A 24,810-nucleotide genomic window follows, 5' to 3' on the forward strand; every position below is an offset into this window, starting at 1 on the left:
CCTTAGTAACATTGTTTTTGAGCAAGCTATGTATTTATAAACGTTTATATGTGTACTAAGGCTGTCTATTTCAAGATTTACCTAAAAAAGTAACTTTTTTAAAACCACTTAAGTGTTAATAGATAACGCACTAAGCAAGCTTTTGTATATTTGTAACTTAGGAGTTTGCTCGCTGTATGGGCTTATAGCAAGTATTGGAAACGGTAAACGTGCTTTAAGTGAATCAAGGTTTGCTTGGTATTCGTCCATGTTTTTATCAACTTGGTTTGCAATCCAGCCAACGCAGTTTATACCCATACTTTGCATATGCGCAGCGGTTAGTAACGCATGATTTAAGCAACCTAGTTTCATACCAACAACGAGTATTACCGGCAGTTGCTCTGCTTTAACCCAGTCGTATAAATAATCGTTTTTATTAATTGGTAATGCCCAGCCACCAGCGCCTTCAGTAAGTATGTAATTAGCGCCCTGTTGTTTTACGTTTTTATAAGCATCACTTAGTTTATCAATAGTAATACTAACTCCAACTTGCTCAGCAGCTATGTGCGGCGCAATAGGGGGTGCAAACGCAAACGGATTTACTACGTCGTATTTAGCGCTCACTGTTGCGCTTTCCATTAGTATAAGGGCATCGGTGTTTACTAGTTGATCGAACGCCATTTCGCAGCCAGCAGCAAGGGGCTTAAAGCCAATAGCTTGTTTTTTATGTTGGGCAAGTAACTTTAATAGCAAACTGGTAACGTGGGTTTTTCCGGCATCGGTGTCGGTGCCTGTTATAAAAAATTCTTTCATGCGTTGCCTTTAATGCCTTTGGGCTTATTTAATGTTTTTGTAATGATAACAGCACCACATGATAAGACACACATGCTTTATTATTTATAAGCGGATACGCACTGCATACTTTTTGTAGCGCCGATTTAGTAAGTAGCCCTTGACGCGTATTGGTATGATTTTGTGTGGTAGCCCCAATAGCCTTAATAGAGGCAATAGCTTTTAAAGGTGTTGTGTATTCATCGGTGTAAATACGTTTTTTAGCGCTGTTAATAATAAACCCTGCATTTTGGACTGATTGGTTTATATGCAATTCACTATTAAAGGTATTTATGTGGCTGTTTGAATCAAGCGCGGCAAAGGCTGTTTTTATTTCGTTAAGTGAGCCCTCTACCACAGTGCTTATGTACGCCCGCCCGCCTGGTTTTAATATACTGTAAAGTGATTGCATTAAAGCCGAAAAATTAGCAGACCACTGCACTGCAAAGTTACTGTAAATAACATCAACACTGTTTGCTTGTAGCGGTAAGTTATCCATATCGGCGCATATTTTTGGTGCGGTTAAATTACTACTTTGCAGCATGTTTATGCTCAAATCCATGGCAATAACGCTTGTAAACATACTTTGTAAGGTATGCGTATTAACAAGCGGGCCTGCGCCTAAATCAACACAAAGCTTATTTTTATTAATGCCTGGTTTTATTAGCGCAAATAGATCGCTCGCAGCATGTTTTTGTACATTTGCATGGGTGTTATAACTCGCCGCCGCCTTTGAAAACTTACTTTGTGTAGACTTTTTAAGCTCCTTGCTTAGCTCCTTGCTTAAATCCTTGTTTAATTCTTTATTTGAATCGCTACTTACTAGGCACGGTTTTACAAGTTGTGTTTGCACTAGGTCTGTTTTTAATACTGGCTGAGCAGTCATGCTATTGCACCTACTAAATGTTTAACTAAGTGCGTTATGTCCTGCTCGGTATGTGCGGCGGTTAAAGTAATGCGCAAACGTGAGGTGTTATATGCAACCGTTGGCGGTCTAATTGCAGTGAGCCAAATATCCTGTTGTTTAAGTTTATCTGCCGCTTGCAACGTTTGCTCAGCGCAGCCTAATACTATGGGTTGTATGGCGGTGTTTGACTCCATTACAGCAATATTATGGCTTTTAGCGAGTTGCTTAAATAATGCAATATTAGCATTTAGCTTATCGCGTTTATCATCAGCTGTTTTTATGCTTTTAATACGCGCAAGTGTGTGGCTTGCCATAAGCGGTGACATAGCGGTTGAATAGGTGTAATCGCGATTAAATTGCAGCATATAATCAATAAACAGTTTACTGCCTAATACACACGCGCCACTACTGGCAACGGCTTTACCAAAGGTAATAACTAAAATATCTGGAAGTGTAATACCCTCTTCTAAAAGTACTTCGCAACTACCAAGCCCTGTTTTACCCAAAGCGCCGAAGCCGTGGGCATCATCAATCATTAACCAGGCATTATGTTGCTTTGCCAAGGTGAGTAATTCTTTTAATGGCGCGGTATCGCCATCCATCGAAAATACGCCTTCGCTAATAATTAGCTTGTTTTGTGCTTTTGATTTTTCGAGCCGTGAGCGTAAATGGTTTAAATCGTTATGATTAAAACGCACTAATGCGGCGTTAGAGTGCATAGCCCCGTCAATCAAGCTTGCATGATTTAACTTATCTTGAAAAACAGCGCTGTTTTGCACAGCCGCTTTATCTTGAAACAATGCTTTAATTACGCTGCTATTAGCGCTAAACCCTGAGTTAAATAGCATGCCTGCGCCATAACCAAATTGCTCACATAAATATTGTTCAAGCGCTTTTTGCTGCGCCTGATAACCTGTAACCAATGCTGAGCTGTGACTCCCTAATGCATGGGAGTCATTAAGATTTACAGCCACATCACCAAAACCTAAATAGTCGTTACTGGCAAAGTTAAGGTAGGTTTTATTATTAACCGTTATGGTGCGCGCTGTAGCGTGTTGTACTACGTGGCGTTTACGAAATAACGCATCTTGCTGGCGAGCCTGCAGATGCGTATTTATAAAATCAAAAGGCATAGATATAAAAGCCTACGCTTCGTAAAATAATTCAGAGGTTGCTTTGTCGGCTACTTGCGATGAAAGCGAGGCTTCAACTGCTTCGTCTGAATAGTCGTGACGTTTTTCTGGGTTCATACCTAATTTTTTAATTAGGTTCATATCGGCATCAGCGTCTGGGTTTTCGGTGGTAAGAAGTTTGTCGCCATAAAATATTGAGTTAGCGCCTGCAAAAAAGCACATTGACTGCATTTGCTCGTTCATGGCGTTACGCCCTGCCGATAAACGCACATAACTGTGTGGCATCATAATGCGCGCTGTTGCAATGGTACGTACAAATTCAAAGTGATCTAAATCGTCTGCGTTTTCAAGCGGTGTGCCTTTAACTTTAACGAGCATATTAATAGGCACGCTTTCTGGCTGTTGTGGCAAATTAGCTAGCTGCATCAGTAACCCATAACGGTCGCTTGCTTGCTCGCCCATACCGACTATTCCGCCCGAGCATACTTTCATACCGGCATCGCGTACGTGGTCAATGGTATTTAATCTATCTTCAAAAGTACGGGTTGAAATAATTTGCTCGTAATACTCAGGTGACGTGTCAAGGTTATGATTATAGTAATCAAGCCCAGCGTCTCTAAGTTCATGCGCTTTTTCGTTTGTGAGTTTACCCAGCGTCATACAGGTTTCTAGCCCTAGCTCTTTTACTTCTTTAACCATTTGCGAAATGTATGGCATGTCTCTGTCTTTTGGATCTGACCATGCAGCCCCCATACAAAAACGGGTAGCGCCTTTTTGTTTTGCAAGGCGTGCTTGCTCTACTACTTTTTCTACTTCTATTAAGCGTTCGCGTTCTAAATCTGTTCGGTAATGCCCCGACTGCGGACAGTACTTACAGTCTTCTGGGCAAGCGCCTGTTTTAATTGATAACAACGTAGAAATTTGCACTTCATTTGGGTTGAAGTTAGCACGGTGAACCGATGCGGCTTTAAAAAGTAAATCGTTAAATGGCATTTCAAATAATGCTTTAACTTCAGCGTGGGTCCAATCGTGACGAACAGGTGCAAGTTCCATAATACTCTCTTATTTTTTTTCATAACGGTGATATTGGCTTAGTCTACGAGTTGAAGTACCATTGTCAACGAAGTCCACCAAGTTAAAGTTTACATATGATTAAAAAGAATGCGATTGACCTTGATTTTGATCGTGAGCACATTTGGCATCCATATACGTCTATGACCAAGCCAATTCCGGTATACCCCGTTACACATGCTAATCACAATATTATTCACCTCGAAACTGGCGAGCAATTAATCGATGGCATGGCCTCGTGGTGGAGCGCAATACATGGCTATAATCACCCTGTTATAAATAACGCCATGATTGAGCAAATTAATAATATGAGCCACATTATGTTTGGCGGTATTACGCATAACAGCGCGGTAGAGCTGTGCAAAAAAATAGTAAATATAACGCCGCCTAGTTTAACTAAAGTGTTTTTAGCCGACAGCGGATCGGTAAGTGTTGAAGTAGCAATAAAAATGGCGCTGCAGTATTGGTTAAGCCAAGGCATTACAACAAAACAAAAACTAATGACGCCTTACAAGGGCTACCATGGCGACACCTTTGCAGCCATGAGCGTATGCGACCCAGTTAACTCAATGCATAATTTATATTCAGGCTTTTTACCTGAACACGTTTTTGTGCCTGCACCGGTTAGTCAATTTGGGGGCGAGTTTAACCAGGCAGAAGCCCAAGAGCTTGAAGAATACTTTAAAGCAAACCACAGCCAAGTAGCCGCCTTTATAATTGAGCCAATAGTACAAAACGCGGGGGGTATGAACTTTTATCACCCTGATTATTTAGCCTGCGTACGTAAATTATGCACCCAATATAACGTACTGTTAATTTGCGACGAAATTGCCACAGGCTTTGGCCGTACAGGTAAATTATTTGCTGTAGAGCACGCCAATATAGAGCCCGATATAATGTGTATTGGTAAAGCATTAACTGGCGGCTCAATGACGCTATCGGCCACTATCACTAGCGATAAAATAGCCATTGCCATAAGCGAAGGTGAAGCAGGCGTTTTAATGCACGGCCCAACTTTTATGGGCAACCCGCTTGCCTGTGCTGCGGCCTGCGCAAGTATTGATTTGTTACTTGATCAAAACTGGCAACAACGAATAAAGCAAATAAACACCCAACTACAACAACTTAATAAATGCAGTGAACTAGATGCGGTTGCCAATGTGCGTACCTTAGGAGCAATAGGCGTTGTTGAACTAAACGATACTGCAGGTAATGTTGATGTTGCTAAAATTCAGGCTTATTTTGTAGAGCAAGGTGTATGGATACGCCCATTCGGTAAACTAATTTACCTTATGCCACCGTATATAAGTGACGACACCAGTATAAAAACACTGTGTGATGCCATTTATAATGCCATTAAAGGCAAGCATTACGCTTAATAGTCGGTCTCAAAAACTAATCCTAATACTGGTTATAGCGCTATTTGCTGTAACCTACCGCTACATTTAGTGTTTTTATCTATTAAGCGAGTTTGTGGTTATTGATCTCACTAACCATAAGCTATATGATAATGGCTATCATTTACAATTACTCTTTTTGGACTTTTCTGCTATGAATTTATTATTTAAACCAGCCAAAACTTTAGGTGCAAGCCTTTTACTCGCCTCGGCGTTTATGGCTCAACCAGTATTAGCTAACGGCCCTATTGGCGAGCATGTTAATCATCTTCAAGCTAACCTTAAAAGTTACGCAGAAGAAGTAGAATGGATGGTAGGCAAAGTTGATACCATGGTAAGCGACTACGATACTAAAGGCGCAAAAGCTGTAAAAACTGATGATTTAATTGAATATTGGGAATCAGTTAAGTTTCACAGCGCAATAGAAACTAACTTTGTACCAGTATACGCTTCTATTTGGCAGGGTCTTTATGGCGTAAAAATGGCCATTGATAATAAACAGCCTGCTGAGGAAGTTCGTAAACAGCAAAAAGCGATGAACATAGCCTTGTGGCAAGGTCTTGGGGCTGTTAAGCTTGCTGCAAAATTCCAGCAAAAAGGCTTGTTAGACACTGTAAAAGCAACCGCTACAGCTCAAATGACACAAAGTGCCACAATTGATGAAATTAAGCACAAATTAGACCGTGTAGTAGCTAAATTTGCTGAGCGTTTACGAGACGAAGCAACTGAAATTGTTCACGATACTTATCTGCACCTGTTTGAAGGCGTTGAAGGTACTCTTATTGAACAAGATGCAAAACTAGTTGAAGTGCTGGAAAAAGACTTTAACGTAACACTGCCACAAGCCATTAAAAACAGCAAAAGCGTAGACGAAGTACGCGATGTGATCAGTGACATGCAAACAAAATTAGACCGCGCTAAGGTTTTAATAGAAAAAGCCGAAAAAGCTCGTAAGGATGTATTTTAAGTGAAGCGTAGGACCTTTATTCAAGGCCTAGCTGCGTTAGGGGTGGTTGGCTCATTGCCACTGCCTTTTTCTCGTGCGCTAGCCGCTGATATAGCAAACCCTGTTTCTGTTGACGATTTACCAAAGCTTAAAGGCGAGTTAACGCTTTATTTAGGCCGAGGCGAAGGTGGTTTGTATGAAAACGTATTACAAGCAATCCAGAAAAAAAATCCAGACTTTAAACTCGGTATACGCCGTGGTCCTACTGCTGCTTTAGCAAATACCATTGTTGCAGAAGCTAAAGCCGGCGTTCGCCGCGCTGATTTATTTTGGGCGGTTGATTCAGGCGCGATTGGTTTAGTAACCGATGCTGGCCTTGCACAACCTATCCCTGGTGATTTATCTGCTCAGTTACAACCACAGTTTAGATATAAAGAATGGGCACCAGTAACTGGCCGTATTCGTACATTGCCATATAACACGTCGCGTTTAACTAAAGATCAAATTCCAACAAGTATTATGGAAATTGCCGACAGCGATTTAAGTATTGGCTGGGCGCCCGCCTACGCTTCTTTTCAATCGTTTGTAACCGCAATGCGAATTTTAGAAGGCGATGACAAAACCGCTAAGTGGCTTAAAAAGATTCAAAAACGTGCTAAAACATACGCCGGCGAGCTAGGTGTTGTTATGGGCGTTGAGCGCGGTGAAGTTGATATTGGTTTTGCAAATCACTATTACACTTTGCGTTTAAAATCAGGTAAGCCTGATGCCAAGCTAGATTTAGCATTTACACAAAATGATGCGGGCTGTTTAGTTAATGCATCGGGTGTATTAGCGCTTAACGACGATCCGCTTGCTACTAACTTTATGCGTTACTTACTAAGTAAAGAAGTACAAGGTTACTTAGCCAGTGAAGCGTACGAAATTCCGTTAGTAAATGGTATTACCCAACCAGAGGGTTTACCGTCACTTGCTAATATTTCTCCACCTGAAGTAGATTTAACACAGCTAGCTGATTTACGCCCTACTATAGATTTGATGCGAAGCAGCGGCGTATTGTAATGAAAATACCTGCCTCTTATCCAATGGCGCTGCTTGCAGCGCTTGTTGCGCTAACACCTGTTTATGTATTAATTGTGCTTGCAAGCGATGCAAGCTCAGTGTTTGACACCCACAATCTGCAAATTTTAGGTAACACGTTATCGTTAATGGGTTTAACGGTACTCGGATCTATTTTAATTGGTGTGCCACTTGCGTTTATTAGCGCGTATGTGCATTTACCATTTAAAAAGCTCTGGCTGGTTGTATTTGCAGCCCCGCTGGCAATTCCCAGTTATATTGGCGCATTTACCCTCTATGCTGCTTTTGGCCCCGGTGGCGAAATAAACACCTTAACAGGAATAGAGACACCATCAATGTATGGCCTAACAGGTGCCGCCATTGTAATGACGCTTTATACCTTCCCGTTTGTAATGATGACAACTCGCTCATCTTTACTGAGCCTTGATGCAAGCATGGTTAATGCCGCGCGTACGCTGGGCATGTCGATGACGCAAAGTATATTTAGAGTTATATTACCGCGCGTAGTTAACGGTATTGCAGCAGGCTCATTGTTAGTCGCGCTTTATACGTTATCAGACTTTGGCACGCCGGCAATGATGCGCTTAGATACCTTTACCCGCGTAATTTATGTTGAATACAACGCCTTTGCGTTAGGGCGAGCTGCCATGCTTTCACTTCAACTGATGGTTATTGTTGGCTTTTTACTTTTAGTTGAATCACAAATAAAAACAGCGCCTGAGCGCCATGGTCGTCCGTTAATTTTATTTCCAAGTAAATTACAGTTAAGTGCGATGTTTGTTACGTTTGCACCTGTTTTACTACTCGCTATTGGCTTGCCTTTGGCTATATTTTCGCTTTGGTTAGCTCGCGATGGTTTTAGCTCATTTGATTTTAACATTGCATGGAACTCTACGTATGCATCGGGTATTGCGGCAATTGTAGCTGTTATCGTTGCGATCCCCGTTGCACATGCTGCACTGAGTGGAAAAGCGGGTCGTATAATGGAGCGTGTTACTTACTTTGGTTTTGGTATTCCGGGCATAGTAATGGGCACAGCGCTTGTTTACGGTGGTTTGCAGTTACCGTTTTTATATCAAACACTGGGATTGCTTATTATTGCTTATATGCTGCGATTTTTACCACTTGCTGTAGGCTCTGTTAGAACAAGCACTGAACACTTAGATCCAAGCTTAGTAAAGTCTGCGCGCGTATTAGGGGCAAGCCCACGAGAAGTATTTACTCGCATAACACTGCCTTTAACTATGCGCGGTATTATTGCCGGTGCAGCACTGGTGTTTTTAGAGTCAATGCGCGAACTCGAAGCCACGCTACTACTTGGCCCAACAGGGTTTGAAACACTCTCTACTTATTTATGGCGTGTATACGAAGCGGGCTATTTTGGTCGCGCCGCTATTCCTGGATTATTGTTAGTAGTGATATCTGCCTGCGGGTTAGCTATTATGATGTCTGGCGAAAAACGCAACCAGTTTGAACATTAAGGATTTAAAAAACAATGCTATCTGTAAGTCAGTTGTCTATAGATTATGGCAGTAACCGCGTAGTAAGCGATTTAAACTTATCGCTGGGTGAAAACGAAATCCTTATGCTTGTAGGGCCAACAGGTTGTGGTAAAAGTACAATTTTACAAGCCCTTGCTGGCCTTATACCTATTAGCGAAGGCGAAATAAACACGGGTAAATGGCGCGCTACTCCCAAATTAACACTACCTCCTGAAAAACGCAGTGTAGGTATGGTGTTTCAAGATTTTGCGTTATTTCCGCACTTAACCGTACAGCAAAACATTTGCTTTAGATTAAAAGATACAGCCCCTGCTGAGTATTGGATAAACCTACTTGGACTGAACGATTTTAGAGATAAAAAACCAGCAACGCTTTCTGGCGGACAAAAGCAACGTGTAGCACTTGCGCGCACCCTTGCCCACCAACCTGACTTTGTATTACTTGATGAGCCGCTTTCAAACTTAGATGCCGCCCTTAAAGACATGCTTCGTTGGGATATTAGAAACGCACTTAAAGCTGCTGGCGTACCGGCGATTTGGGTAACACACGACCAAGAAGAAGCACTCTCAGTTGGCGATCGTGTTGGTGTGCTTAAAGGCGGTAAAATTCAGCAAATCGATACACCCGAGCGCTGCTTTAGTACCCCAAACAATCGCTTTGTAGCACGTTTTTTAGGTGAAGCCAGCTTTATTAGCGGCCAATTTAGCCAAGGACAAGCCACTACCTCAATTGGTAATGCGCCAGCTCATGGCGTTGACTGTGAAAGTGGCGACGTTGATGTACTACTACGCCCTGACGATGTATTGCTTGTACAAAGCAGTGTTGGTAATAACGGCGAAGTGATTTGGGTACGCTTTGAAGGTGGCAGCCGCTTGTGCGCTGTAAAACTTGCGTGTTCTACGGTGGTAACTAGCAGAGTAAGCCATGAAGTTGTGGTAAACCTTGGCGATGAAGTGCATGTATCACTAAGCACATCGCACCCACTAGCCGTTTATAAATCTATAGATTAATATCTATACCTAACTCAAAATTAAGAGGAAACCTCATGAACGGACCAAACCCCAATAATCCTTCACCAATGGAAGGTTTTCCTCAAGTAGGTTTTTTAAAAAACTATATTACTTCTATCAATATTGAAGTAGGCGATTATACATATTATGACGATCCTGATGGCCCTGAGAATTTTGAAAAAAATGTGCTTTACCATTTCGATTTTATTGGGGATCGTCTGATCATAGGTAAATTTTGTGCGATAGCTAAAGACGTTACTTTTATAATGAATGGCGCTAACCATCAAACTTCTGGATTTTCTACTTATCCATTTTTTATATTTGGTAATGGCTGGGAAAAGTTTGTACCAAAATCAAATGATTTACCCTTTAAAGGCAATACAGAAATTGGTCATGATGTTTGGATTGGTTATAACGCTACAATTATGCCCGGGGTAAAAATTGGCAGCGGCGCTATTATTGCCAGTAAATCAGTTGTTACCTGCGATGTACCTGCTTATAGCGTTGTAGGTGGAAATCCCGCTAAAGTGATAAAAACCAGATTTGACGATAAAACAATAAATACGCTGCTAGATATAGCTTGGTGGGATTGGAGCAATGAAAAAATCACTGCTCATTTAGATGCCATTACACAATGCGATATAAAAGCCTTATCTAATCTCTAAGTGATTACCACTCAAACATGTACGCCATTTTGCTAATCGTTTTAAGTGGGATGTGATGGGAGTTGCGTTTAGCGTATAAATGCTGCATTGATTTGTCTTTCACTTCACCCACTATCACTTCTTTTACTTGATAACCTAAAGCGATAGCCGCTTGCGAATACGCTACAAATTCCCACTTTTTAATATTAGTGTTATCTACAATTACCAAAGGCGTGCCTTGGGAAAGTGCATTTATAAAACGCGCTAAATTTAAATTGTGAAATTGCGGCAACTTAAACTTGTCAAAATGATACTCGCCTTGCTCATTAATAAAGTAATCATCTGTTGAGCAAATTAGGTACTGGCTTTCGTCAGCGCCGCCTAATTCGTCGGCAAGGTTTTGCGCGTAATAAGACTTACCACTTCCAGGTAGCCCACGTAATATAAAAACTTGTTTCATAGCATCGATTTTTTAAGTGTGAATAAAAATAAATTTAATTAGTTTGTTAATAATGCCACAAAATCACTAAATTTGAGAGTAACAAATAACATTAGAAGTAATAAACCCTCTAAAACTGCTTAAAAATAAACCGCATGCATAAAAACTTTTAAAGAGTTGCCCACAATAGTTTTTTTATTTAACTTTACTAGGTAAGATACAGGGTTCAAGTGCAGCGCCGTTTATGTGCAATTAATGCCCGAGTGTTGCGCACAGTTAAAATAAAATAGTTAGGCAACTTATATCATTGGAGTGAAGATGAGCCATTTAGCGATTTCAGAGCTATTAAAAGGCAATGTTGCGGTAGACAGCCAAGTAACAATTAAGGGCTGGATCCGTACTCGCCGCGATTCAAAAGCAGGAATTTCATTTTTAGCCGTTCATGACGGTTCGTGTTTTGATCCTATTCAAGCGGTAGTTCCTAATTCACTGAATAATTATGATGAAGTTACTAGCTTAACAGCTGGTTGTTCTGTGTCGGTTACTGGTGTTTTAGTACAATCTGCTGGCCAAGGTCAATCTTACGAAATTCAAGCTAACTCAGTGACTGTGTTAGGTTGGGTAGAAAACCCAGATTCATACCCAATGTCGGCAAAACGCCACAGCATTGAGTACTTACGTGAGCACGCTCACCTTCGCCCTCGTACAAATATGATTGGCGCGGTAACTCGTGTACGTAACTGTTTAGCACAAGCTATTCACCGTTTTTACCACGAGCAAGGCTTTTACTGGATCAGCACGCCAATTATTACGGCAAGTGACTGTGAAGGCGCTGGCGAAATGTTCCGTGTATCAACGCTTGATATGCAAAACTTACCACTTACAGACAAAGGCGATGTTGATTACAGCGAAGATTTCTTCGGTAAAGAAGCATTCCTTACTGTATCTGGTCAGTTAAATGGCGAAACTTACGCGTCTGCAATGTCAAAAATTTATACATTTGGCCCTACATTCCGCGCAGAAAATTCAAATACATCTCGCCACCTTGCAGAATTTTGGATGGTAGAGCCTGAAGTAGCGTTTGCTGATTTAGAAGATATAGCAAAACTGGCTGAAAACATGCTTAAGTATGTGTTTAAAGCGGTACTTGAAGAGCGCCGTGATGACATGGAATTTTTTGCACAACGTGTAGAAAAAACCGCAATTACGCGTTTAGAAGAGTTTGTAGATAAAGACTTTGCACAAGTTGATTACACAGACGCTGTAGAAATCCTTAAAAACTGTGGCAAAAAGTTTGAGTACGCTGTTGAATGGGGTGTAGATTTACAGTCTGAGCACGAGCGTTACTTAGCTGAAGAGCACTTTAAAGCACCGGTAGTTATTAAAAACTACCCACGTGATATTAAAGCATTCTACATGCGCCAAAACGAAGACGGTAAAACCGTTGCCGCAATGGATGTTGTAGCACCTGGTATTGGTGAGATCATTGGCGGTTCACAACGTGAAGAACGTCTTGATGTACTTGATGCACGCTTAGAAGAAATGGGCTTAAACAAAGAAGATTACAGCTGGTACCGCGATTTACGTAAATACGGTAGCGTGCCACATTCAGGCTTTGGTTTAGGCTTTGAACGCTTAGTTGCTTATGTAACAGGTATGGGCAACGTACGTGACGTTATTGCCTTCCCTCGTACTAAAGGCAGCGCAACTTACTAATATTTAGTAAGATGTTTATAAATACTAAAAACCAGCCAATTGGCTGGTTTTTTTGTGTCTTGAATTAACCGAATAAAAAAGCCGCAGCACTCAAAGAGCACCACGGCTTTCAACCAGAATAAATTTTGCTCGATTAAGCGTTATAAAGCGCCTTCAAGCTGTGGCAGTACTTCAAATAAGTCAGCCACTAAACCGTAATCAGCGACTTGAAAAATAGGTGCATCGGGGTCTTTATTAATCGCGACGATTACTTTTGAGTCTTTCATGCCCGCTAAATGCTGAATAGCACCGCTAATCCCCACGGCAATGTATAAGTTAGGCGCTACAATTTTACCGGTCTGCCCTACTTGCATGTCGTTAGGTACAAAGCCTGCGTCAACTGCTGCGCGCGACGCACCAATAGCTGCCCCGAGTTTATCGGCAATACCGTTTAGTAATGCAAAGTTTTCGCCGTTTTGCATACCGCGACCACCCGATATGACCACACTAGCTGCTGTAAGCTCAGGGCGTTCTGATTCTGTTTGCTCTACACTTACAAAGCTACTTAATTGCGAATCTGATACTGTATCAATATTTGTTATAGCAACAGCTGATTGCTCACCTTGTAAATCAAAGCTACTGGCACGTACGGTAATTACTTTTTTACTGTCGAGTGATTTAACCGTGGCGATTGCATTACCTGCATAAATAGGTCGTTTGAATGTATCGGCGTCCACTACTGCGATAATTTCAGAAATTTGCGCAACATCTAATAGCGCGGCAACACGTGGCATAAAGTTTTTGCCCGTTGTAGTAGCACTTGCAACAATGTGGCTGTAGGTGTCGCTAAGTGATAACACTAAATCGCTCATGCTCTCAGCTAATTGATGTTCATAAACGCTATTATCAGCAACTAAAACATTAGCTACGCCATCAATGCTGGCAACTTGTGAGCTCATTGCGCTTAAGTTGTTACCTGCAATTAGTATATCAATAGGAAAACCCATTTTTACTGCGGCGTTAATAGTTTTTGAGGTTTCTGGTTTTAAGGCACCGTTGTCGTGCTCTGCAATTACGAGTGTTTTCATTTAAATCACCTTTGCCTCTGTTTTTAATTTTTCTACAAGCTGTGCAACGTCTTCAACAATAATTCCTGCGGTGCGTTTAGCTGGCTCTTCAACACTTATTAATTGAATACGCGGTGTTAAATCAACACCAAGCGAATCTACTGCTATTACTTCAAGCGGCTTACGTTTGGCTTTCATAATATTTGGCAGTGATGCGTAGCGAGGCTCGTTTAAGCGTAAGTCGGTTGTAACAACTGCCGGTAAATTCAGTGCCACCGTTTGCAGCCCGCCATCAACTTCGCGGGTTACGTTTACTTTGCCATCTTTAATAACCACTTTTGATGCAAATGTACCCTGCCCACGATTAGTAAGCGCAGCGAGCATTTGACCTGTTTGATTATTATCTGAGTCAATTGACTGTTTACCTAAAATGACAAGTTCAGGCGTTTCTTGCTCTACAATTTTAGCGAGTAGCTTTGCAATATGAAGTGACTCGAGCTTTTCATCGGTTTCGATGTGAATGGCTTTGTCAGCACCCAATGCTAATGCTGTGCGTAATTGTTCTTGTGATGCTTTAGGACCAATAGTTACGGCAACCACTTCACTGGCTGTGCCGGCTTCTTTGAGGCGAATTGCTTCTTCTATGGCAATCTCACAAAACGGGTTCATTGCCATTTTTACGTTGGTTAAATCAACGTCGCTGTTATCACTTTTAACGCGTGCTTTTACGTTGTAATCAATCACTCTTTTTATTGGTACGAGAACTTTCATAGGAACTCCATAATTATTTAAACCTACAAGGTAACGTGCACGTCAACCTATTTATTTTATGAAATTAGACTACTTCCTGTTGACGTAAACGTCAACCTAAAATAACCTTTAACTATTCACAGTCTGTAACGTTTAATTTGCAAGGTTAAAAATAGGCTGTACACCTTATTTAAATGCGTAGTAAACATTCAAATAAGTCCGTCATAGATAAAGAGGTTATTATGGTCGAACGTGAAACCATGGAATTTGATGTAGTAATTGTTGGTGCAGGCCCTGCTGGGCTTTCAAGTGCAATTAAACTCGCGCAATTAGCACAAGAAAAACAACAAGAGTGCATGATTTGCGTAGTCGAAAAAGGTTCGGAAGTAGGTGCACATGTACTCTCTGGGGCTATTTTTGAAACCAAAGCTTTGGATGAACTACTACCTAATTGGCAAGAGCTTGGCGCACCGGTTACAACCAAAGTAACTAACGATGAAATTTATTGGTTTAACAACGAGCAAAAAGCGACATCAATCCCCCACTTTGCTACACCAAAAACATTTCATAATGATGGTAACTACATTGTATCTATGGGTAACGTGTGTCGATGGCTTGCAGAGCAAGCTGAAAACTTAGGCGTCGAGATTTTTCCAGGATTTAGCGCACACTCTTTAATAATTGAAGATAAAGCAGTAAACGGGATTATTACTGGCGATATGGGTGTCGACAAAGACGGTAATGAAAAAGACGGTTACATGCCAGGCATGGAGCTTCGTGCAAAATACACTATTTTTGCAGAAGGTTGCCGTGGTCATTTAGGTAAACAATTAATTAATGAGTTTGCACTTGATGCAGGTTCATCGCCGCAGCATTACGGTTTAGGCTTTAAAGAAATTTGGCAAATTGATGAAAGTAAACATGAGCTTGGCAAAGTTGTTCATGGTACAGGTTGGCCACTTAGCGGCGATACTAATGGTGGTGCATTTATGTATCACAGTGAAAACAATCAAGTCGTTGTTGGTTTAATTGTTGATTTAAATTACGCAAACCCACATTTGAGTCCGTTTGATGAGTTTCAGCGAATGAAACACCATCCAGTTTTTAAAAACGTACTTGAAGGCGCTGAACGTATTGCTTACGGTGCGCGTGCTATTGCTAAAGGTGGCTTGCATTCATTACCAAAAATGCATTTTGCTGGTGGTTTACTTGTAGGGTGCGATGCAGGCACACTTAATTTTGCAAAAATTAAAGGTAATCACACAGCAATGAAATCGGGAATGATTGCCGCTGAGGTTATTTTCGAAGCGCTGCAAAATGAGTTAGCAAATACCGATTTAACTAAATACCAGACAGCGTTTGAACAATCGTGGGCATATAAAGAGCTATATCAATCTCGTAACTTTGGCCCTGCAATGCACAAACTTGGTAAGTTTATAGGTGGTGCGTATAACACGCTTGATCAAAATATTTTTAATGGCGGTTTACCGTTTACATTTAAAGATAATACGCCCGATCACTCTACCCTTGTTGATGCAAAAGCTGCTGACAAAATTGCGTATCCAAAACCAGATGGACAACTTAGCTTTGATAAACTCTCAAGTGTGTTTTTATCAAATACTAACCACGAAGAATCACAGCCGTGTCATTTAAAACTTAAAGATGCGTCAATTCCTATTAACGTAAACCTAGTTAAATTTGATGAACCCGCACAACGTTATTGTCCTGCTGGCGTTTACGAAGTACAAGAAATAGCAGGCAATAAAGAGTTTGTTATTAATGCCCAAAACTGTGTGCACTGTAAAACTTGCGATATTAAAGACCCCAGCCAAAACATTACGTGGGTAACACCTGAAGGCGCTGGTGGACCAAATTACCCTAATATGTAACTAAATTATGCGTCGTATAGTTATATAACTACGTTTTTTACATATAAATTATAAACATATCCTAAATTGCAGGGGCTTCGGCCCCTTTTTTGCGCTATGCTCATATGCAGTATTAATAAATGAGTAATATCTATGCCGTCGTCAAAAGTTGTTTTTCGTTTTTTAGCAGAGCCTACCGATGTAAATTTTGGTGGTAAAGTTCATGGTGGAGTCGTCATGAAGTGGATTGACCAAGCTGGTTATGCATGTGCAGCTGGCTGGAGTGGTCATTATTGTGTGACTGTGTCAGTTGCTGGGGTTAAATTTAGACGTCCAATATTAGTAGGGCAAATTGTCGAAGTAGAAGCTAAAATAGCGCATACCGGTAAAACAAGTATGCAGATATTTATTCAAGTACGTTGTGGCGATCCAAAAACACAAAATATGGTTGAAACAAATCACTGTGTTATAAGTTTTGTCGCAATGGATGAAACGGGTTATCCAGTAGAAGTGCCTGAATTTAAAGCTGTGACAGACGAAGATTTAAAATTAGAAAACTACGCTATTAAAATGAAAGAAATAGCAATTGAAACTGAAAACCTGTTACACAATGTATAACTTTTAGCTGTTCTGTAAATTCAAAATGTAGCTGTGTAAAAAACTCATGTTGTTTTGTAAAACGTACAAAACTGTTTAGAAAACAAATCACTACAAAAGCTCGCGTTGCTTAAAAACCAAACAACCCCTTGCGATAACCAGTACTAAAGTAGGTATTATGAGGGGTTTTTACTTGTTTTTAAAATTGGCATGTTCACTGCACTTATTAAATTGAAGTTTGATTGACTTAATCGAACATTAATTTTTAATTTGTAAAGGAGCTATTCACAATGATTAAAACACTTTCTCTTTCTGCACTTGCATTAGCAACACTGGGTTTTAACACAGCAGCACACGCTGATATTTCTGATTTTGATTCTCCACGTATTTATACTGGTATCGGTTACGGTCAATATTCTTTTGAGTTTGAAGACAGTGACAACGACACTGACTTTGACGACGATGCACAAATGCTCAAAGGGTATGTTGGTACTCAATTTAACGAGTACTTAAGCTTAGAGCTTGCTTACCAAAACTTTGATGAAGTTAGTGACATAGACAGTAAAGCTGAGATTGATGGCGTATCACTTGCCGCACGCCTAGGGCTTCCTCTATCTGAAAGCTTCACTGTATACGCAAAAGGTGGTTGGCTTGAATGGGACGCAGACTACACACAAGACCTACCAGTAGGAAGTATATCAACCTCTACAGATGGTGGAGATGCGTTTTACGGTGCAGGTATTGAATATGCGCTTACAACAAATGTTCAATTTCGTTTAGAGTATGAACGTTACAAACTTGACGATGATATTGATCCAGACATGGATGTAGCATCTGTATCAGTTCAATACATGTTTTAATGAGTCTTTAACATGTATTAAAAGGGTAAGCTTAAGAGCTTACCCTTTTTTGTTTTAAGACCTGCTAATTTTCATCATATAAACCAAGCAGTCTATAAATAATAAACTTATTCACATTAATGCCATAGCCGCTAAATAAAGGTAGAATAGCGCTCTATTTTATTTGTATCCGAGTACTATGAGCGATTATACCATTTCGGCTATTGGCCACATTGAATCCCCTTATAAACAAAAGTTTGCTATACCTAGGCAGCCTCGTTTAGTGCCACAAGCCAAGGCAAAACTTATTTTTGCACCTGATTTTAATCGCGAAGAGTTTGTACGTGGTTTAGATGAATTTACTCATATTTGGTTGTTATTTCGTTTTCATGAAACGGCCGATAAAGGTTATTCTGCCATGGTTCGCCCACCTCGTTTAGGTGGCAATGAGCGAAAAGGTGTATTTGCTACCCGCGCTACATTTAGACCAAACGCGATTGGTATGAGCGCAGTAAAGCTCGAAGGTATTGAGTATAAAAACGGACAACTTAGTTTATTACTCGCTGGCATTGATTTACTTGATGGCACACCCATTATCGATATTAAACCGTACTTACCTTATTCAGATGCTATGTTTGACGCCAGTGCTGGCTTTGCAGATACACGCCCAGAAACACAAATGACGGTTGAATTTAGCCCTCAGGCAATTGAGTTTGTTAATGCGCAAACACAGTACCCAGATTTACATGATTTTATAGCTAATGTTTTAAAACAAGATCCCCGCCCTGCCTATAAAAAACAAAAAGATGGCGAGCAAAGCTACGGTATGACTTTGTACAATTATAATATTCGCTGGCAAGTCAATGGCGAGCATAACCTAGTAACAAGCATAGAAAAAAACTAAATAACTCACTTAGCGCTTTAGTGTAAAAGCATCCGCTGTTAAACTTAAGCTCTATTAAAAGAACATAATTACTCTATTTCGGAAAAAACATGCGTACAAGCCAATATATACTCGCAACACTTAAAGAAACGCCATCAGATGCTGAAATCGTATCGCATCAGTTAATGCTTAGAGCCGGTATGATCCGTCGCGTCGCTTCGGGTTTATACACTTGGTTACCCTCTGGTTTACGTGTACTACGTAAAGTAGAAAACATTGTACGTGAAGAGATGGACAAAGCTGGCGCCATTGAAATGCTAATGCCAGTTATTCAACCGGCTGATTTGTGGGAAGAGTCTGGTCGTTGGAATGAGTTTGGTCCTGAGCTAATGCGCTTTACTGATCGTCATAACCGTACATTTGCACTTGGACCAACGCACGAGGAAGTGATTACTGATTTCGTACGTAAAGAAATTAATAGCTATAAACAGTTACCAGTTACTTTATACCAAGTACAAACTAAAGTACGCGACGAACGCCGTCCTCGCTTTGGTGTGATGCGTGCTCGTGAATTTACAATGAAAGATGCATACTCTTTTCACCTAAGTGAAGAATGTTTAGATGCAACATATCAAGCGATGCACAAGGCATATTGTAATATTTTTGAGCGCTTAGGTCTTGATTACCGTCCTGTTATCGCAGATACAGGCTCTATCGGCGGAAGCGTATCGCATGAGTTTCATGTACTTGCTGAATCAGGTGAAGATGCCATTGCATTTAGTGATGGCAGTGACTACGCCGCTAATATTGAAAAAGCAGAGGCGCTTGCACCAAACGATCCACGCCCTGAAGCATCAAAAGAGCTTAAAGCGTTTCCAACTCCTGACGCTAAAACGATTAGCGAGCTTAAAAAACACTACGGCGTTAAGCCACATCGCGGTGTTAAAACGTTAATTGTTTATGGTACGCCTGATGAAAACGAAGTACGTGGTCTTGTAGCCTTAGTACTGCGTGGCGATCACGAATTAAATGAACTAAAAGCTGAAAAGCACCCGTTAGTAGACTCTCCGCTAGAAATGGCAACAGAGACAGATATTGTTGCTGCTATTGGTGCAAGACCTGGTTCACTTGGCCCGGTTGGCCTGTCGATGCCAATTATTGTTGATAGAACGGCTAACGTACTTGCTGATTTTGTTGCCGGTGCTAATAAAGATGACGAGCATTACAGCGGCATTAACTGGGATCGTGATGTAACTAATTATGAAGTTGCTGATATCCGTAATATTGTTGAAGGCGATATGAGCCCATGTGGCCAAGGCGTTTTACAAATTAAACGTGGTATTGAAGTTGGGCATATTTTCCAGCTTGGCACTAAATACTCACAAGCAATGAAAGCGGGCGTATTAAACGAAGACGGTAAAAACCAAACAATGACCATGGGTTGTTACGGTATTGGTGTTTCACGTATTGTTGCTGCTGCTATAGAGCAAAACAACGATCAATACGGGATCATTTGGCCAAAATCAATCGCGCCATTCGATTTAGCAATTGTGCCAATGAACATGCACAAATCGCATCGTATTCCTGATATTGCAAATGACCTTTACCAAGGTTTAAAAGATGCAGGTCTTGATGTGTTATTTGATGACCGTAAAGAGCGCCCTGGTGTTATGTTTAACGATATGGAACTTATTGGTGTGCCATTTACGCTAGTAATTGGTGAGCGCAACCTTGACGAAAACAAAGTTGAGCTTAAAAACCGCCGCACCGGTGAAAAGCTAATGATTGATATCGACACAGCAATTGATGCAATTAAAGCGGCTGTTAAAGGTTAATAACACGCACGCTTAAAATAGACTAAAAGGCCGCATTTAAAATGCGGCCTTTTTGATGAGCGATAATAGCAATGCATAATAATAGCTGCTCAATGACTCACCTTTTCTAGCTTTGTAGAAATCTTTTAATTACGTGCCTTGGTATAAATTGTCATGGAGGCTTCGCTAAAGTGTCTCATAAGTGTCATTAGATTTATCTACAGTGTTTAATTATTACACTATGGATGACGGGCATGACAAACAATCAACTGCGTAAAAAACAACATTATCCAGCCATTTGGATATCTGATGTTCATTTAGGTTACAAAGATTGTAAAGCTGATTACTTACTTGATTTTTTAAACTCGGTAGAATCCGATACACTTTATTTAGTCGGTGATATTATCGATTTATGGTCAATGAAACGTCAGTTTTATTGGCACTCTTCACATTATCAAGTATTAAATTCTATACAACAAAAAGCAGCTAATGGGACACGCGTCATTTATATTCCCGGTAATCACGATGAGACGTTTCGTAACTACGTTGATCAAACTTTATTCGGTGTTGAGGTCCATCAACAGTTTATTCACACCACTAAAGCTAATAAGCGATTCTTGCTTGTTCATGGTGATGAATTTGATATCGCAACTCGCTATAACAAACTAATTAGCATAGCTGGTGATGCCGGATACGACTTTTTATTATTTTTAAATCGTTGGATAAATCGTATACGTAAAGTATTTGGTGGGAATTACTACTCACTTGCCGCGTGGATCAAAGCGCGAGTACACAAAGCCCGTGAAGCTATTGAAGCCTTTGAGGATGCCGCTATCCGCGAAGCTAAAAAACAAAAAGTAGATGGTATTATTTGTGGACATATTCATCACCCTAAAATAAAAGTGGATGATGGGATTATGTATTGCAACGATGGGGATTGGATTGAGAGCTGCACGGCACTTGTAGAGCAAAAAGATGGAAAAATTGAGTTATTACATTGGTCAGATACGCAAACCGTGCTCGACAGTGCTGATATTACAAAACTAGCTGCACCGATAGTCAGCTCAGTAGAAGCTAAACCAAAAAAATCAGCTGCATAGCAGCTGAACACTTACACAATGGATGTGATTCAGTTTAACCAAGTTAATAGCTTACTCTTTAGCGTTTGTGGCTTTATTGGCTTAGTAATATAATCGTTCATCCCTGCAGCTAAACAGCGCTCTCTGTCGCCTTCCATCGCACTTGCTGTCATAGCAATAATTGGCACATACGAATATTCACTTCCCGTTTTACCACTTCTTATTGCGCTAGTAGTATCGTAACCGTTGAGATTTGGCATTTGACAATCCATTAAAATAATATCGAAGGTTTTACCCTCATGTAGTTTTAATACCTCTAATGCTTCTAAGCCATCTGATGCGGTGGTTATTTTTACTTTCGTATGTTTTAAAATAGCTTTAGCAACTTCAACGTTGATCATATTATCATCAACTAATAATACATTATAATTCGATAAGTCTGGCTCTATAGGTTCTTCAATAAAATGGTTAGCTGCTGCAACCACAAGTTCATTATTTGCGCCGAATAAACTCGCTAACTTGTAGCTAAACTGATCTTGGGTAAGTGGTTTATTTAAAATATGGCTATATTCGGCCACTATCGTAGACTGCTTGTTTACTACCATATCACGTAAAATCAGCACATATTTCTTATCATATTGATTACAAAAACTAATGAGGGCATCAATTTGTGGATGCTCATCATCTATAATTAATAAGTCGGCATCAAATGCACTATGTCCACTAAAATAATCTAAGCGGACAATTTTATCCTTATCTATTTTACACGCGTGTACTAGTAAATTTGTGACGTTGTTAAATACGTTATCACGCGCAATTAATGTTGCCACGTTAATTGATGTCGCTAATTCAATGCTGGTATTTAACTTTTTCTGCTGTGCAACATGCAACTCTACCGTAGCAATAAAAACACTGCCAATCCCTTTTTTACTAGTAACCGTAATATTACCTCCCATCAACTGGGCTAACTTTTTGCAAATAGATAAACCTAAACCTGTTCCACCAAAGTGACGAGTCGTACTTGAATCCTCTTGTGTAAACACCTCGAATAATCTATCTAAATTTTCAGGAGCAATACCAATCCCGGTATCTTTGATCGTAAAACTCATTAACAGTTTAGAATTGGTGATGTACTTAGAGCCAATTGTTAAGCTAACCTCACCTTTGTGGGTAAACTTAAAGGCATTATTAACTAAGTTTATCAAAATTTGTTTTAAGCGGTGACTGTCACCAATCACCATCCGGTCGATAACGTCTTTTGTATCTAAAAAAACTTCAAGTCCTTTTCGTTGTCCTTGCAATGCTAAAGAAGTAATCATATCACTGCATACGGTGACAACATCAAAAGTATGATTATCAATATCGAGTTTTCCGGCTTCAATTTTAGAGAAGTCTAAGATGTCATTAATTAAGTTCATTAATGAATGTGCACTGCTGTTAGCTAATTTTAAATAATGATGCTGTTGCTCAGATAGCCCCTCCTCTTTTAACATTTCTAGCATGCCTAATACGCCGTTCATTGGGGTACGAATTTCATGAGAAATGTTAGCAACAAAGTCACTTTTTGCTTGGCTCGCTGCTAGGGCTTGATCTATAGCGCGTTCTAGTTCTATGGTTCTTTGGGATACTTTAAGCTCTAAAGTACTATTTAAACCTTCAAGTTCTGATTGTATGTTTTTCAGTGAAGTAATATTTCTTAAAATCGCAGCAACTTGATAGCGGTTGTTATACACATCAAAAATACTACTGAGTGTTATCGAATAAAATTGCTTGTTACCAAATGCATCAGTATAAATAGCTTCGAAGGGCATTTTTGCCCCATCAATTATAGTTTCTTCAATACAATTAATATCCGCTTTATTTAAGTTGAATAGTGAAATGAAATCGTTTTCTTTGTCCTCTAGAGCACTGCCAAATACATTTTTAGCCGTGTTATTAAAATGAACAATTTGTCCCGTTTCTTCAATTGTAAAAATAGCGTCCAAAGAATTTTCTATTACTTTGTTATTTTGCTCTTTCAATGAATGTATAAGTAATTTACGGTTTATGAATCTTTGATATATAGAGGTTATTATTAAAAATATGCTAAAAAACACTACGAGTAAAATAATGAAATTTTGTCGCCTTTCACTCACTTTCAATAATAAATCATGAGTATTTAAGCTAACAGCTAATTCAAGAGGGAGCATCGCGATATCTCCTTCAAAATAAATCCGTTTTTTTAAGTAGTATTGTTGAGGGTAACTATTTATTGGCAGTGTATTGCCAACAGACATTTCTTCGGCTTCATTAAATTCATCATCCCAAGTCCTACTTTGGTTAAACTCAAAGCCAAATCGTAAGTCAGTATCTGGATGGTATAAAAATTCACCTTCATTATTCATTAAGTAAATAGCAATGCCCTTTGGAGACTCTACAATTAAGCTTTTAAATAATTCGTCTGCAAAATAATTAGTGACTAGTACTGCAAACACTTGCTTATGTTCGTCGAAAACAGGTTTAGCAACTCGAAAAGTACTAATGTAAGGCTGCTGTATTTCGCCATTTTCTCGATTGTAATTTATAGGGGAAATGTAAACTGAATTTGCATCTAATATACTGGCTTTAATTACGTAGTCACGTTGTCCTTTTTGTTGTAATTGTTCTCCATCGAGCCTAACTAGGCTGCCGAGCTCAGTGCGATCGACCCTAACAACTTCTCGGCCACCGTCTGCTAGTGTAATATAACGTGCCTGTAATATGCTTTCGTCTGTGCGCATAAAACCCGAAAATATACTTGCTAGTCGTTCTTGCCAGACCGCAATTGGCGTACCCAATAGTGGATCTATCAATTTATGTTCTGAGGCACGAGAAATACCTTGGATTGGTGGTGTAGCATCTAGAAATCGGATAGCAGTAACGCTGTCTTTAAAGTGCTTTTTTAAAGACAGCGTTTTTGTTTCTAATTCTCTTTTTAATTCAATTTGAGCCGTATGATAAACGTCACTTCTTACTTTTTCCTCAAATAAATAAAGTGAGGGTAATGAAATAACTATAAATGTTATTACGACCAAAAGTATCAGCTTGTTATTTTTTGTGCTTCTTAAAAAAATATTCTTTTTTAACATTTACCTTCGCCACTAAATTGAGCTACTAAACAGTATAGAGTATTGAAAAATTAAATATCCTAGCAACCAGAACTTACAGGCCTATAAGGGCTAATTTTTCAATATTCAGCTTTTAGTTACTTAAAGATTGATAACCTGAGATGGCATCGTAAATCCATTTTATGTACTAATT

The 24,810-nt window shown here is 39.9% G+C and carries 21 protein-coding genes; 13 read left to right on the forward strand and 8 right to left on the reverse strand.

From position 1 onward, the window contains the following. Positions 1–108: 108 nt before the first annotated feature. The 4 genes from bioD to bioB are packed head-to-tail and all read right to left on the reverse strand — an operon-like array spanning position 109 to position 3,903. The gene (gene bioD, locus LOS73_RS12340) at positions 109–792 is read right to left on the reverse strand and encodes a dethiobiotin synthase (RefSeq protein WP_342865827.1); all 684 of its coding nucleotides are present in this window, start codon (positions 790–792) and stop codon (positions 109–111) included. A gap of 28 nt (positions 793–820) precedes the next feature. Further along, entirely contained in the window at positions 821–1,696 is an 876-nt protein-coding gene (locus LOS73_RS12345) for a methyltransferase domain-containing protein (RefSeq protein ID WP_457933754.1), read from the reverse strand. Next, positions 1,693–2,850 (reverse strand): aminotransferase class I/II-fold pyridoxal phosphate-dependent enzyme, encoded by a 1,158-nt coding sequence (locus LOS73_RS12350; protein ID WP_457933755.1) that lies wholly within the window; start codon positions 2,848–2,850, stop codon positions 1,693–1,695. The genes LOS73_RS12345 and LOS73_RS12350 overlap by 4 nt, the downstream gene beginning before the upstream one ends. 12 nt (positions 2,851–2,862) lie before the next feature. After that, positions 2,863–3,903: a biotin synthase BioB gene (gene bioB / locus LOS73_RS12355; RefSeq protein ID WP_457933756.1), complete on the reverse strand. Its 1,041-nt coding sequence runs from the start codon at positions 3,901–3,903 to the stop codon at positions 2,863–2,865. A gap of 95 nt (positions 3,904–3,998) precedes the next feature. Here bioB and bioA point away from each other — a divergent pair, with 95 nt between their 5' ends. The 6 genes from bioA to LOS73_RS12385 all read left to right on the forward strand — a co-directional run bounded on the left by bioA (position 3,999) and on the right by LOS73_RS12385 (position 10,521). Then, positions 3,999–5,300 (forward strand): adenosylmethionine--8-amino-7-oxononanoate transaminase, encoded by a 1,302-nt coding sequence (bioA, locus tag LOS73_RS12360; RefSeq protein WP_457933758.1) that lies wholly within the window; start codon positions 3,999–4,001, stop codon positions 5,298–5,300. A gap of 172 nt (positions 5,301–5,472) precedes the next feature. Further along, a complete protein-coding gene (locus LOS73_RS12365; protein ID WP_149614204.1) occupies positions 5,473–6,285 on the forward strand; it encodes a hypothetical protein in 813 nt (270 codons plus the stop codon). Next, a complete protein-coding gene (locus LOS73_RS12370) occupies positions 6,286–7,326 on the forward strand; it encodes an extracellular solute-binding protein (RefSeq protein ID WP_033039065.1) in 1,041 nt (346 codons plus the stop codon). Further along, a complete protein-coding gene (locus LOS73_RS12375; protein WP_457933759.1) occupies positions 7,326–8,825 on the forward strand; it encodes an ABC transporter permease in 1,500 nt (499 codons plus the stop codon). The genes LOS73_RS12370 and LOS73_RS12375 overlap by 1 nt, the downstream gene beginning before the upstream one ends. A gap of 14 nt (positions 8,826–8,839) precedes the next feature. Further along, positions 8,840–9,856: an ABC transporter ATP-binding protein gene (locus LOS73_RS12380; protein WP_457933761.1), complete on the forward strand. Its 1,017-nt coding sequence runs from the start codon at positions 8,840–8,842 to the stop codon at positions 9,854–9,856. 35 nt (positions 9,857–9,891) lie between these two features. After that, entirely contained in the window at positions 9,892–10,521 is a 630-nt protein-coding gene (locus LOS73_RS12385; protein ID WP_024604311.1) for a Vat family streptogramin A O-acetyltransferase, read from the forward strand. Between the two features lie 4 nt (positions 10,522–10,525). On the opposite strand, the gene LOS73_RS12390 is transcribed toward LOS73_RS12385, so the two are convergent. Further along, on the reverse strand, positions 10,526–10,960 hold the full coding sequence (locus tag LOS73_RS12390) for an AAA family ATPase (protein ID WP_008133749.1): 435 nt from the start codon (positions 10,958–10,960) through the stop codon (positions 10,526–10,528). 297 nt (positions 10,961–11,257) lie between these two features. Between LOS73_RS12390 and asnS the strand changes: the two genes are divergently transcribed. Further along, entirely contained in the window at positions 11,258–12,655 is a 1,398-nt protein-coding gene (asnS, locus tag LOS73_RS12395) for an asparagine--tRNA ligase (RefSeq protein WP_002961230.1), read from the forward strand. A 140-nt stretch (positions 12,656–12,795) separates the two neighbouring features. Here asnS and LOS73_RS12400 read toward each other — a convergent pair whose 3' ends face one another. After that, a complete protein-coding gene (locus LOS73_RS12400) occupies positions 12,796–13,722 on the reverse strand; it encodes an electron transfer flavoprotein subunit alpha/FixB family protein (protein WP_457933763.1) in 927 nt (308 codons plus the stop codon). Further along, positions 13,723–14,472 carry an electron transfer flavoprotein subunit beta/FixA family protein gene (locus tag LOS73_RS12405; RefSeq protein ID WP_457933764.1) on the reverse strand — a complete coding sequence of 250 codons (750 nt, stop codon included), beginning with the start codon at positions 14,470–14,472 and terminating at the stop codon, positions 13,723–13,725. It lies immediately after the preceding gene. A gap of 221 nt (positions 14,473–14,693) precedes the next feature. On the opposite strand from LOS73_RS12405, the gene LOS73_RS12410 reads away from it, so the two are divergent. The 6 genes from LOS73_RS12410 to LOS73_RS12435 all read left to right on the forward strand — a co-directional run bounded on the left by LOS73_RS12410 (position 14,694) and on the right by LOS73_RS12435 (position 21,552). Then, positions 14,694–16,340: an electron transfer flavoprotein-ubiquinone oxidoreductase gene (locus LOS73_RS12410; RefSeq protein WP_033039053.1), complete on the forward strand. Its 1,647-nt coding sequence runs from the start codon at positions 14,694–14,696 to the stop codon at positions 16,338–16,340. A 132-nt stretch (positions 16,341–16,472) separates the two neighbouring features. Next, positions 16,473–16,937, forward strand: coding sequence for an acyl-CoA thioesterase (locus tag LOS73_RS12415; protein ID WP_007375777.1), 465 nt, complete (start codon positions 16,473–16,475; stop codon positions 16,935–16,937). Positions 16,938–17,206: 269 nt separating this feature from the next. Then, positions 17,207–17,776, forward strand: a complete 570-nt coding sequence (locus LOS73_RS12420) for an outer membrane beta-barrel protein (protein WP_008133741.1) — start codon at positions 17,207–17,209, stop codon at positions 17,774–17,776. Between the two features lie 178 nt (positions 17,777–17,954). Further along, positions 17,955–18,659, forward strand: a complete 705-nt coding sequence (gene tsaA / locus LOS73_RS12425) for a tRNA (N6-threonylcarbamoyladenosine(37)-N6)-methyltransferase TrmO (protein WP_033031846.1) — start codon at positions 17,955–17,957, stop codon at positions 18,657–18,659. An 89-nt stretch (positions 18,660–18,748) separates the two neighbouring features. After that, positions 18,749–20,473 (forward strand): proline--tRNA ligase, encoded by a 1,725-nt coding sequence (locus tag LOS73_RS12430; protein ID WP_457933765.1) that lies wholly within the window; start codon positions 18,749–18,751, stop codon positions 20,471–20,473. 233 nt (positions 20,474–20,706) lie between these two features. Then, positions 20,707–21,552: a UDP-2,3-diacylglucosamine diphosphatase gene (locus LOS73_RS12435; RefSeq protein WP_033031844.1), complete on the forward strand. Its 846-nt coding sequence runs from the start codon at positions 20,707–20,709 to the stop codon at positions 21,550–21,552. 29 nt (positions 21,553–21,581) lie between these two features. On the opposite strand, the gene LOS73_RS12440 is transcribed toward LOS73_RS12435, so the two are convergent. Beyond that, positions 21,582–24,584, reverse strand: coding sequence for an ATP-binding protein (locus LOS73_RS12440; protein WP_457933766.1), 3,003 nt, complete (start codon positions 24,582–24,584; stop codon positions 21,582–21,584). Positions 24,585–24,810: the final 226 nt, after the last annotated feature.

The organism is Pseudoalteromonas sp. SCSIO 43210, assembly GCF_054133285.1.

What these genes read in the sequence shown, in the direction of transcription:
- LOS73_RS12375 (WP_457933759.1), top strand. Translation starts at nt 7,326, where the DNA reads ATGAAAATACCTGCCTCTTATCCAATGGCGCTGCTTGCAGCGCTTGTT.
- LOS73_RS12390 (WP_008133749.1), bottom strand. Translation starts at nt 10,960, where the DNA reads ATGAAACAAGTTTTTATATTACGTGGGCTACCTGGAAGTGGTAAGTCT.
- LOS73_RS12405 (WP_457933764.1), bottom strand. Translation starts at nt 14,472, where the DNA reads ATGAAAGTTCTCGTACCAATAAAAAGAGTGATTGATTACAACGTAAAA.
- LOS73_RS12385 (WP_024604311.1), top strand. Translation starts at nt 9,892, where the DNA reads ATGAACGGACCAAACCCCAATAATCCTTCACCAATGGAAGGTTTTCCT.
- LOS73_RS12415 (WP_007375777.1), top strand. Translation starts at nt 16,473, where the DNA reads ATGCCGTCGTCAAAAGTTGTTTTTCGTTTTTTAGCAGAGCCTACCGAT.
- LOS73_RS12350 (WP_457933755.1), bottom strand. Translation starts at nt 2,850, where the DNA reads ATGCCTTTTGATTTTATAAATACGCATCTGCAGGCTCGCCAGCAAGAT.
- bioB (WP_457933756.1), bottom strand. Translation starts at nt 3,903, where the DNA reads ATGGAACTTGCACCTGTTCGTCACGATTGGACCCACGCTGAAGTTAAA.
- LOS73_RS12420 (WP_008133741.1), top strand. Translation starts at nt 17,207, where the DNA reads ATGATTAAAACACTTTCTCTTTCTGCACTTGCATTAGCAACACTGGGT.
- asnS (WP_002961230.1), top strand. Translation starts at nt 11,258, where the DNA reads ATGAGCCATTTAGCGATTTCAGAGCTATTAAAAGGCAATGTTGCGGTA.
- LOS73_RS12380 (WP_457933761.1), top strand. Translation starts at nt 8,840, where the DNA reads ATGCTATCTGTAAGTCAGTTGTCTATAGATTATGGCAGTAACCGCGTA.
- LOS73_RS12430 (WP_457933765.1), top strand. Translation starts at nt 18,749, where the DNA reads ATGCGTACAAGCCAATATATACTCGCAACACTTAAAGAAACGCCATCA.
- LOS73_RS12435 (WP_033031844.1), top strand. Translation starts at nt 20,707, where the DNA reads ATGACAAACAATCAACTGCGTAAAAAACAACATTATCCAGCCATTTGG.
- LOS73_RS12400 (WP_457933763.1), bottom strand. Translation starts at nt 13,722, where the DNA reads ATGAAAACACTCGTAATTGCAGAGCACGACAACGGTGCCTTAAAACCA.
- bioA (WP_457933758.1), top strand. Translation starts at nt 3,999, where the DNA reads ATGATTAAAAAGAATGCGATTGACCTTGATTTTGATCGTGAGCACATT.
- bioD (WP_342865827.1), bottom strand. Translation starts at nt 792, where the DNA reads ATGAAAGAATTTTTTATAACAGGCACCGACACCGATGCCGGAAAAACC.
- LOS73_RS12410 (WP_033039053.1), top strand. Translation starts at nt 14,694, where the DNA reads ATGGTCGAACGTGAAACCATGGAATTTGATGTAGTAATTGTTGGTGCA.
- tsaA (WP_033031846.1), top strand. Translation starts at nt 17,955, where the DNA reads ATGAGCGATTATACCATTTCGGCTATTGGCCACATTGAATCCCCTTAT.
- LOS73_RS12365 (WP_149614204.1), top strand. Translation starts at nt 5,473, where the DNA reads ATGAATTTATTATTTAAACCAGCCAAAACTTTAGGTGCAAGCCTTTTA.
- LOS73_RS12345 (WP_457933754.1), bottom strand. Translation starts at nt 1,696, where the DNA reads ATGACTGCTCAGCCAGTATTAAAAACAGACCTAGTGCAAACACAACTT.